The organism is Glutamicibacter sp. NPDC087673, from assembly GCF_044743255.1.
GTDB lineage: Bacteria > Actinomycetota > Actinomycetes > Actinomycetales > Micrococcaceae > Glutamicibacter.
In genome coordinates, this window is the sequence record NZ_JBIUWB010000002.1 from 296,258 (window position 1) to 306,728 (window position 10,471).

Below are 10,471 nucleotides of genomic sequence, written 5' to 3' on the forward strand. Positions count from 1 at the left end.
CTCACCGCCTTCAGCCAAGCGACTGTTTGACCAGAAACGAATCAACGTAAGGCAATTACTGTGCGTACGTACACCCCAAAGCCGGCTGACCAGACTCGTCAGTGGTTTGTCATTGACGCCACCGACGTAGTACTCGGCCGTCTCGCCGTCCAGGCCGCAACCCTGCTGCGCGGCAAGCACAAGCCAACCTATGCTGCACACATGGACATGGGCGACCATGTCATCATCATCAATGCAGACAAGGTTGCACTGACCGGTAAGAAGCTGCTGAACAAGCGCGCTTACCGCCACTCCGGTTTCCCAGGTGGCCTGAAGAGCATCAACTACGCAGACCTGCTGGAAAAGAACCCAGTACTGGCTGTTGAGAAGGCCATCAAGGGCATGCTGCCTAAGAACAAGCTTTCCGATGCCCAGCTGTCGAAGCTGAAGGTCTACCGCGGCGCCGAGCACCCACACGCTGCTCAGTCGCCAAAGGCACTGGAAATCACCCAGGTCGCTCAGTAGTCCTGGCCCCGAGAAGAAATACTTAATAGGAGATTATCGTGGCTCAGAACGCTGAAGAAACCACTGAATTCGAAGGCGAGACCCCTTCGACTTACACCACCGAGACCTCTGCTTCGGCTGTAGTTGCCGAAACCGAGCGCGCTCCGCTGACCGTTCCAGGTGCAGCAGTTGGCCGTCGCAAGCAGGCTATCGCCCGCGTTCGCCTGGTACCAGGCACCGGCAAGTGGACCGTTAACGGTCGCACCCTGGAGAACTTCTTCCCTAACAAGCTGCACCAGCAGGACGTCAACGAGCCTTTCAAGATCCTTGGTCTTGAGGGTGCTTACGACGTTATCGCTCGTATCAACGGTGGCGGCATTTCCGGCCAGGCCGGTGCACTGCGTTTGGGTATCGCTCGCTCGCTGAACGAGATCGATCGCGATGCAAACCGCGCCACCCTGAAGAAGGCTGGCTACTTGACTCGTGACGCACGCGTCATCGAGCGCAAGAAGGCTGGTCTGAAGAAGGCACGTAAGGCTTCGCAGTTCTCGAAGCGCTAAACCTTGCTTCAAGGTCTTTCCAAAGACCCTGGCATCCTGCAAAGGACGCCGGGGCCTTTGGCCTTTTAACGCCGAAGACTGCAAGATCCCAGTAATCTTTTCTCATCTCACTGCCAATGCGGGACTTTAAGCCGTATAAATCAATGCAGAGGGCATATGATTGAAGGCGATGGCAAGGTTATTTGGGACCGATGGGGTCCGAGGAAAAGCAAACGAACTGTTAACTCCCGAGCTCGCGCTGGAACTGGCGCAGGCGGCATCGGTGGTGCTGGGCTTGAGCCAGCCAGAGGACGGCTACAAGCCGGTCGCTGTGGTTGCCAAGGACCCGCGCATCAGTGGTGACTTCCTGTCTGCCGCAATTGAGGCCGGCCTCGCCGCCTCCGGCGTAGACGTCATGGATGCCGGCACGCTGCCGACTCCTGCGGCGGCATTCCTGGTAGGGGACCTGAACGCCGATTTCGGTGTCATGATCTCCGCCTCGCACAACGCGGCTCCGGATAACGGTATTAAGTTCTTAGCCCGTGGCGGCAAGAAGCTGGACGATGCGCTGGAAGATGCCATCGAAGCCTGCTTGAAGATGCCAAAGCCACGCCCAACCGGCGGTGAGGTAGGTCGAGTCTCGCGTTTCGCCGACGCTGAGGACCGCTACATCATGCACCTGCTGCAGGCCCTGCCCAACCGGCTGGATGGCATGAAGGTAGTTCTGGACTGCGCCCACGGCGCTGCTTCGGGCTGCTCCCCAGAGGTGTTCAAGGCTGCCGGCGCAGAGATCGTCGTGATTGGCGCAGATCCAGACGGCATCAATATCAATGACGGCTACGGCTCCACCCACCTGGAGAAGCTGCAGGCCGCTGTGCTGGAGCACGGCGCGGACCTGGGCATCGCGCACGACGGCGACGCTGACCGCTGTCTCGCAGTAGACCATGAAGGCACCGTCGTCGACGGTGACCAGATCATGGCCGTCATGGCACTGGACATGAAGGACCGCGGCGAACTCAAGGACAACACCCTGGTTGCCACCGTGATGAGCAACCTCGGCCTGACCCTGGCCATGGAAGCAGCAGGCATCACTGTTAAGCAGACCGGCGTGGGTGACCGCTACGTGCTCGAAGGCATGCGCGAAGGCGATTACTCCCTGGGTGGCGAGCAATCCGGCCACGTGATCTTCTCCAAGCACGCCACCACCGGCGACGGCGTGCTGACCGGCCTGATGATCGCGGCCCGCGTGAAGGCTACCGGCAAGACCCTGAAGGAACTTGCTGCCGTGCTGACCGTCCTGCCACAGGTGCTGATCAACGTACGCGGCGTAGACAAGGCCAGCGTTCCAGAATGCGAACCGCTGCAGCGGGCAATTGCCGCTGCTGAGGCACGCTTGGGCACCACCGGCCGTGTGCTGCTGCGTCCATCGGGGACCGAGCCAGTAGTTCGCGTCATGGTCGAGGCAGCTACCCACGAGCAGGCCCAGGCCGAAGCCGAAGCTCTGGCAGGATCGGTCAAGGAGCATCTGGCCCTCTAGGCCCAGTAGCTTCCCAGCAACCAACATGTAAATATCAAGAAAACTCACACCCCCGCAGCGCGTTCCACGCCGGAACAGGCTGCGGGGGTGTGGCATGCTAACTAGTAGAAACTGATATCGGTTCGCGTTCTCGGAGAGAAGGACTTTCGTGACTTTACGCATCAGCGTGATCGGCACCGGCTACCTCGGTGCAACCCATGCCGCCTGCATGGCTGAACTGGGCTATGAAGTCATTGGACTGGACGTAGACAAAGCCAAGCTGGAAGCACTGGCCGCTGGCGTTCTGCCCTTCCACGAGCCAGGCCTGCCAGAACTGCTGCGCAAGCATGTGGCCTCCGGACGCCTGCGCTTCACCGACAGCTACGCAGAAGTCGCTGCCGGCGCGGATATCCACTTCATCACCGTGGGCACCCCGCAGCGCGCCGACTCGCAATCAGCAGACATGTCCTACGTAGACGGTGCCGTGGATTCGCTGCTGGAGCACATCACCGGCGAAGCGCTGATTGTCGGCAAGTCCACCGTGCCGGTGGGCACCGCACGCCGGCTGAGCGAGAAAATTGCCCAGGACGCCAAGAACGGAAGCAGCATCGCGCTGGCATGGAATCCGGAGTTCCTTCGCGAAGGCTTCGCCGTCCAGGATACCCTGCGCCCCGATCGCCTGGTCTACGGCCTGGAGCATGAACGCGGACTGGAACTGCTGCGCAAAGTCTATGCACCGATCCTTGCCTTGGATACTCCGGAGATCGCCACGGACCTGGAGACTGCAGAACTGGTCAAGGTTGCAGCCAACGCCTTCCTGGCTACCAAGATTTCTTTCATCAACGCCTTTGCGGAGGTGACTGAAACCGTAGGCGGCGACATCAAGGTCCTTGCCGACGCCATTGGCCACGATAAGCGCATTGGACGCCGTTTCCTGAACGCTGGAGTGGGCTTCGGCGGCGGTTGCCTGCCCAAGGACATTCGAGCCCTCCAAGCACGCGTCAGCGAACTTGGCCTGAGCCAGACCATGGGCTTCTTGGCTGAAGTCGACCAGATCAATTTGCGACGCCGTGACCGCGTGGTCTCGCTGGCCTCGCACATGCTGGGCAATGAGCTGGCAGGCAAGCATGTTTGCGTACTTGGCGTGACCTTCAAGCCGAACAGCGATGATGTGCGGGACTCGCCAGCACTGGATATCGCCGTCCGCCTGTACAACGAGGGCGCTGAAGTCTCGGTCTACGACCCAGAAGGCAACGCCAACGCTGCCGGCCGCTTCCCGCGCTTGAACTACGTTGATTCCTTCAAGGAAGCGGCGAAGGATGCGGACCTGACCTTGGTGCTGACCGAATGGAATGAATTCCGCGAACTGAATCCGTCGGATCTGGAAGACGTAGTGGCCAACAAGCAGCTGATTGACGGGCGCAACGTCCTGGACCGCCCTGAATGGCGGAATCAGGGCTGGACTGTTACCGGTCCGGGTGAATACTTCGAGCTGGGCAACATGGCTCCGGCAACTACCTCGATTCCGGTACAGGCTTCCTGAAGCTAGCTGCGGTACGCGACCGCAACTGCAAGAGAGGGGGAGCCGCATGGCATACACTGTGGTCACCGGCGGTGGTCGTGGCTTAGGAGCCGCGATTGCGGTGCGTCTAGCCACCGACCGCAACTTGATCATCGGCTACAGGCAGGATGAGAAATCGGCGCAGGCAGTGGCAGATAAAGTCCGTGAGCTCGGCGCTATTTGCCATGTCCTGCAGATCGACTGCGCCAATGAAGAATCAGTGGCAAGGTTCTTCGCCCGAGTGAAGGACATTGGTGAACTTGAAGGACTGGTAAACAACGCGGGATCAGCGACGGCCATCGGAAATCTGGCAGACAACGAGTTGACCGATATCGCCGCGGATCTGAACGTGAATCTTCTGGGCCCAATTACCTGCATTAAATATGCGCTGCCCCTGCTCCAGTCACATGGCGGTGGTGCAATCGTGAACATTTCATCGGTGGCGGCTGAATCCGGAAGCCCCTTCACGTACGTGCATTACGCTGCAGCCAAGGCCGGAGTAGAAGCCTTGACAGTGGGACTGTCCAAGGAACTGGCTAAGGACGGCATCCGAGTGAATGCGGTTAGCCCGGGAACGCTTTGGACTGAATTCCATAAGGATCCACAGCGCCCTGCGCAAATCGCCGAGACGATCCCGATGGGACGCGCAGGCAAGCCGACAGAAGTAGCCGGTGCGGTGGCTTGGCTATTGTCTAGCGAAGCCGCCTACACCACCGGCAGCGTTCTCAAAGTTTCTGGCGGCCTCTAGAGGGACCCAGAGCCTAGAAGCCGAACTGCTTCATGACCTTAGGCAGGTTCTCGATCAGGCGCGAAGCATTGACAGTTCCCTCTGAAGCGGTCACCCGGCCCAGGTGGCCATGAATGTAAGCGGCACACGCGGTCAGTTCCATCATGCGACGGTTAGACACGGTTCGCAGGCCTTCGGTGCCCGTGAGCGAGCTGTCGGAGAGCATGTAGCCCAGGATGCCGGTCAGGACATCGCCGCTGCCTGCAGTGGCCAATTCTGGTGCCGAGTGGCTCACCATCAGGCTGTCGCCATTGGGGGCCACAATGTAGCTGGTTGGTCCCTTGAGCAGGACCACGGCGTTGTATGCCAGGGCGGCCCACCGGGTCCAGCGAATCGGGTCCTGGGAAATCTCATCGGGAGTGATCTTCACTCCAGCGCGGCTGAGCAGCATGCGCAGTTCCTTGGCATGAGGCGTCAGCACGCGAGGCTGCTCGCTTGGGCCGGCAGGAACGACTTCCAATCCGGACGCGTCAATGACGGCCGGCTGCGGGCTGGCAAAGACATCAGCGATGGCGCCAGTCGGGGGAGTGCGTCCATCCAAGCCCGGGCCAATGGCCCAAGCCTTGATCTTGGCGCCCTTGCCGTGAATCTGACGGCGGGAGGAAGACAGCGCTTCCTTGATCTGCTCATCATCCAGTGGCACGGACTCCGGCACGGCGACGGCCATGAGCGGCTGAATGGATTCTGGCACGTGGGTGCGAAGCAATCCGACGCCGCAGGCTACAGCGGCCTTGGCGGTCAGCTGAGCAGCTCCGGGATAAAGGCCGGAACCGGCGATGAGTCCCAGGACTCCACGCTGGTACTTGTGCCGTCCGGCATCCCGCCAAGAGCGGTGCTGGTCCAGCAGCTCGCGAGTGGCCACCTCGTCCACAAGCTGCGTTCCAGCTTGGACGGAAGAAAAGTCGAATTCGAGATCTGCCACGGTAATGTCACCGGTAACCAGCGGTCCGTCTACAGACAGAAGACCGGATTTCATGGCACCGAAAGTTACCGTGCGTTCTGCGCGAAGAACAGAGTCCTGCGCAACGCCCGTTTCAGGATCCAGGCCTGAAGGAATATCGCATGCCAGCACCCGTGCGCCAGCAGGAAGCTTCGGCAAATCAGAGCCGGCACGGTATCCAAGGCCGTAGATGGCGTCAATAATGAGCGAGGCATTAGCTAATTCGCCTTGACCGTCGGAGAGGTCCAGCACGGTACCGCCGGCAGCTTGATATGCTGCAGCACCTTCGGCATGGATCTGTTCGTGGCACTGCAGAGCCAGAGTGGAAATCTTCTGCAATTGGAGCTCTGCCAGTGCATACAAGCCATCTCCACCGTTGTTGCCCGGGCCGATAAGCGCCACCACGAAAGCCGGATCGGCGCTGGAATTCTCGGTCAGCATGGCGACTGCCGTTGAAGCCAAATGGGCGGCTGCTTGCTTCATTAAGCTGGTCTCGCCCCGCTTGGAGTTCTCCTGGGCTTCAACCGCACGAATTTGCGCAACACTGTAGACAGGAATCATAAGACAAACAATACTCAAGGCACCTGTGCGATGCCCTATTTAATGAGATGCGTGTCGTTATTCTTTCGTCGTGGCGTTGGTGCCTAGCGTTCTGCAACCACCATTGCGATAGCCATATCTCCATCGTGGGACATGGTCAGATGCCATGATTTGATGCCACGCAGCTCGCTGGCAGCGGCCACTGAACCAGTGTTGTGAACCTGGGGATCACCGGCTTCATCTTTGCGGATAGTGCAGTCCTGCCAGTTCATGCCCGCAGGAGCTCCCAGTGCCTTGGCGATGGCTTCCTTGGCCGCGAAGCGGGCCGCCAGGGATCGCAGGGGCAGGCCCCGCTCTTCTTCGGTGAAGAGCCGTTCACGCAAGCGTGGAGTCTTCTCGAGCTGGCGGCCAAAACGCGGCACATCAACGATGTCCACTCCAATTCCTGCAATCATGCCTATCAGTTTATCCAGTGCTTGCAGGGCATAAAAATTGCGGGCATTCTCGGAAAGGGAATGCCCGCAATTCTGGTGCTCGGTGGATTACTCCACGGTCACCGACTTGGCCAAGTTGCGTGGCTGGTCGACATCGAAGCCCTTGGCGGATGCCAGTTCGCAAGCGAAGATCTGCAGTGGCACGGTGGCCAGCAGAGGCATCAGCAGGGTTGGGGTTTCTGGCACGTAGAAGACCCACTCGGAGAAGTCCTTGACCGCAGCATCGCCATCTTCGGCAATAACCAGGGTCTTAGCGCCACGGGCGCGCACTTCCTGGATATTGGAGACAACCTTGGAGTGCAGCGAGTCGCGACCACGAGGGGAAGGAACTACGACGAACACTGGCTGGCCATCGTCGATCAGGGCGATAGGGCCGTGCTTCAGCTCGCCAGCGGCGAAGCCTTCAGCATGGATGTAGGCGATTTCCTTGAGCTTCAAGGCGCCTTCCATTGCTACCGGGTAGCCTACGTGGCGGCCCAGGAACAGCACGGAGTTGGCATCTGACATGTTGCGTGCCAGATCCTTGATCTCTTCCGCGCGGTCCAGGACGTCCTGGATCTTGGAAGGGATCTTGCCCAGGTCGGCAAGGATGTCCTTGATCTGGCCCTGGAACAGGTTGCCGCGCAGCTGCGCCAGGTACAGGCCCAGCAGGTAGGTTGCGGTGATCTGTGCCAGGAATGCCTTGGTGGAAGCCACAGCAATTTCCGGACCAGCGTGGGTGTACAGCACCGCATCCGATTCGCGTGGGATGGTCGATCCGTTGGTGTTGCAGATCGACATGGTCTTGGCGCCCTGCTCCTTGGCGTAACGCACAGCCATCAAGGTGTCCATGGTTTCGCCGGACTGGGAGATCGAAACGATCAGGGTCTTTTCGTCCACGATTGGCTCGCGGTAGCGGAACTCGTGGGAGAGCTCAACTTCTACCGGGATACGGCACCAGGACTCGATAGCGTACTTGGCCACGGAGCCGGCATATGCCGAGGTGCCGCAAGCAAGAACAACAATCTTGGAGATTTCGGCCAGTTCCTCTGGAGCGATACGCAGTTCGTCCAGGGTCAGTCGGCCATCAGCGTCCGAGCGGCCCAGCAGGGTGTCGGCAACAGCTGCAGGCTGGTCGAAGATTTCCTTCTCCATGAAGGATGGGAAGCCGCCCTTTTCAGCGCTGGCTGCATCCCAGTCAACGGTGAATTCCTTGCCTTCGGCCGGGTTGCCGTCGAAGTCGGTGATGGAATGGTTATCCGGGGTGATGGTTACGATCTGGTCCTGGCCCAGCTCTACGGCACGACGGGTGAAGTCGATGAAGCCGGAGACATCCGAACCCAGGAAGTTTTCGCCATCGCCCAGACCGAGAACCAGAGGGGAGTTGCGGCGAGCCGCAACGACAACACCTGGGTGGTCCTGGTGAACTGCCAAGAGGGTGAAAGCACCTTCGAGCTGCTGAACAGCAAGCTGCATGGCGCGGGTCAAATCGCCTTCGGCCTCGGAGCTGTAGAGCTTGCCCAGCAGAGCTGCGGCAACCTCGGTATCGGTATCCGAGAGGAATTCAACGCCCTCGGCTGCCAAGCCGGCCTTGATGCCGGCGAAGTTTTCAATAATTCCGTTGTGGATCATGGCAAGCTTGCCACCATCGGCCAAGTGTGGGTGAGCGTTCTGATCGCTCGGACCACCGTGGGTTGCCCAACGGGTATGCCCAATGCCGGTCATCGACTTAGGCAATGGGGACTCGGCAATTTCATTTTCCAGATTGACCAGCTTGCCGGCCTTCTTACGAGAATGAATGGCGCCATCGGCAACAACAGCGACACCAGCCGAGTCGTAGCCGCGGTATTCCAACCGACGCAAACCTTCAATTAGAACGTCGAGGGCGCCATGATCGGCGACCTGGCTCGAGGTTCCTGCATATCCAACAATTCCGCACATGGGAAAAATCCTACCGGTTCAATGCCTATCGATGGGAATAATCGTGTCGGAGCACTCAGAATTACCTATGTCTTAGATCACCAGTCGGCCGTTTTTTGACTAATCCAATTGCCTTGTTGATGTTGTTAATTGGGATGTGGAGCATATTCTTGGCAGAATTTACCCTCGTGGAACCACACGGAACACTTGAAACGCCTATCTCGCCTTTCGTTGAACTGGAGCGCGAGACATGGGCGCGCCTGTCCAATCAAATGGAACAGCCGCTGAATTATTCGGACATTGAGCGGCTACGCGGCCTCGGCGACCAGCTGGACTTGCAAGAGGTCCGGGACGTCTACCTGCCACTGAGCCGCCTGCTGTCGCTTTATGTCGAGGGTGCCGGCGCGACGCATCAGGCAACCACTACCTTCTTGGGCGAGCAGACCAGCCGCACGCCTTTTGTCATCGGCGTCGCCGGCTCGGTTGCCGTGGGAAAGTCCACAACTGCTCGTGTACTGCAGGAAATGCTGCGCCGCTGGCCGCATACGCCTGATGTCCAGCTCATAACCACTGATGGTTTCTTGTACCCGAATGCCGAGCTTGAGCGCCGCGGGATCATGCACCGCAAGGGGTTCCCCGAATCCTATGACCGGCGGGCGCTGCTGCGCTTTGTCTCGGCGGTAAAGTCTGGTGCCCCAGAAGTAAGTGCTCCGGTCTACTCGCACCTGACCTACGACATCATCCCGGGGGAGCGCAATGTAATCCGCTCACCGCAGGTATTGATTGTCGAGGGACTGAACGTATTGCAGCCTGCTCGAACCCGTTCCGATGGAACCGTGGGCCTGGCCCTGAGCGACTTCTTCGACTTCTCCGTCTATGTGGATGCGCGTACCGCGGATATCGAAGAGTGGTACATTAAGCGGTTTATGCGTCTGCGCTCCGGTGCCTTCTCCGACCCGGCCAGCTACTTCCACCGCTATGCCCAGCTCACTGATGTCGAGGCACGGGAAACTGCTCACGGTATCTGGAAGCGCATTAACGAGCCGAACCTCAGGGAAAACGTCTTGCCTACGCGTGGGCGGGCGCAATTAGTACTGCGCAAGGCGGCGGATCACTCGGTGCGCAGGATGCTATTGAGGAAAATCTAGGCTTCTTCAGCTGATATCTAAGCAAACGATTTCTGTGAATTTGCCGAACTATTACAGATCGGAGCCCAAATTCGTAGTCTTGCTGTGATTTTCCTGTGTATGCTCTAACCATGCTAAAAGGTTTCCGCGATTTTATTATGAAGGGCAACGTTGTCGATCTGGCCGTTGCTGTTGTTATCGGCGCTGCCTTCGGCGCCGTAGTCACCGCCTTGGTCGATAATGTGCTGATGCCATTGATCGCTGCCCTGGTTGGATCTCCAAACTTCGACAGCTTCTTGTTGCTAACCATTGACGGCGTTGACATCAAGTTCGGTGTCTTCCTCACTGCACTGGTCAACTTCCTGCTGATTGCTGCAGCTGTCTACTTCGCGCTGGTTCTGCCAATGACCAAGCTCAACGAGCGACTGGCTGCACGCCGTGCTGCCGGTGCAGAAGAGCCAGAGGAAGAAGTAGATCCACAGCTGGAGCTGCTCGCCCAGATCCGCGACGAGCTGAAGACTCTGCGCTAAGCCCTGACAAACATCCGTCTCCAAGGGGCGGACCCAGCAACACAGTTGCTTGGGT

The 10,471-nt window shown here is 59.0% G+C and carries 10 protein-coding genes; 7 read left to right on the forward strand and 3 right to left on the reverse strand.

Annotated features, from left to right (window positions below):
* Positions 1-60 precede the first annotated feature (60 nt).
* From rplM to ACIOTL_RS05800, 5 genes are all read left to right on the forward strand, one after another.
* Positions 61-504, forward strand: coding sequence for a 50S ribosomal protein L13 (gene rplM, locus ACIOTL_RS05780; protein WP_105657642.1), 444 nt, complete (start codon positions 61-63; stop codon positions 502-504).
* Between the two features lie 38 nt (positions 505-542).
* Positions 543-1,043 carry a 30S ribosomal protein S9 gene (gene rpsI, locus ACIOTL_RS05785; RefSeq protein ID WP_060702200.1) on the forward strand — a complete coding sequence of 167 codons (501 nt, stop codon included), beginning with the start codon at positions 543-545 and terminating at the stop codon, positions 1,041-1,043.
* 169 nt (positions 1,044-1,212) lie between these two features.
* Entirely contained in the window at positions 1,213-2,559 is a 1,347-nt protein-coding gene (gene glmM, locus ACIOTL_RS05790) for a phosphoglucosamine mutase (RefSeq protein ID WP_105657641.1), read from the forward strand.
* Positions 2,560-2,707: 148 nt separating this feature from the next.
* The gene (locus ACIOTL_RS05795) at positions 2,708-4,081 is read left to right on the forward strand and encodes a UDP-glucose dehydrogenase family protein (protein WP_400342068.1); all 1,374 of its coding nucleotides are present in this window, start codon (positions 2,708-2,710) and stop codon (positions 4,079-4,081) included.
* A 46-nt stretch (positions 4,082-4,127) separates the two neighbouring features.
* Positions 4,128-4,847 (forward strand): SDR family NAD(P)-dependent oxidoreductase, encoded by a 720-nt coding sequence (locus ACIOTL_RS05800; protein WP_133833634.1) that lies wholly within the window; start codon positions 4,128-4,130, stop codon positions 4,845-4,847.
* A 13-nt stretch (positions 4,848-4,860) separates the two neighbouring features.
* On the opposite strand, the gene ACIOTL_RS05805 is transcribed toward ACIOTL_RS05800, so the two are convergent.
* The 3 genes from ACIOTL_RS05805 to glmS all read right to left on the reverse strand — a co-directional run bounded on the left by ACIOTL_RS05805 (position 4,861) and on the right by glmS (position 8,780).
* Positions 4,861-6,309 carry an NAD(P)H-hydrate dehydratase gene (locus tag ACIOTL_RS05805; protein ID WP_400342070.1) on the reverse strand — a complete coding sequence of 483 codons (1,449 nt, stop codon included), beginning with the start codon at positions 6,307-6,309 and terminating at the stop codon, positions 4,861-4,863.
* 161 nt (positions 6,310-6,470) lie between these two features.
* The gene (locus tag ACIOTL_RS05810) at positions 6,471-6,821 is read right to left on the reverse strand and encodes a holo-ACP synthase (protein ID WP_105657637.1); all 351 of its coding nucleotides are present in this window, start codon (positions 6,819-6,821) and stop codon (positions 6,471-6,473) included.
* A gap of 87 nt (positions 6,822-6,908) precedes the next feature.
* Positions 6,909-8,780, reverse strand: a complete 1,872-nt coding sequence (gene glmS, locus ACIOTL_RS05815; RefSeq protein WP_332487181.1) for a glutamine--fructose-6-phosphate transaminase (isomerizing) — start codon at positions 8,778-8,780, stop codon at positions 6,909-6,911.
* 167 nt (positions 8,781-8,947) lie between these two features.
* On the opposite strand from glmS, the gene coaA reads away from it, so the two are divergent.
* Together coaA and mscL are read left to right on the forward strand one after the other, a co-directional pair.
* Entirely contained in the window at positions 8,948-9,907 is a 960-nt protein-coding gene (coaA, locus tag ACIOTL_RS05820; RefSeq protein WP_105657688.1) for a type I pantothenate kinase, read from the forward strand.
* A 110-nt stretch (positions 9,908-10,017) separates the two neighbouring features.
* On the forward strand, positions 10,018-10,416 hold the full coding sequence (mscL, locus tag ACIOTL_RS05825; RefSeq protein ID WP_105657635.1) for a large conductance mechanosensitive channel protein MscL: 399 nt from the start codon (positions 10,018-10,020) through the stop codon (positions 10,414-10,416).
* Positions 10,417-10,471: the final 55 nt, after the last annotated feature.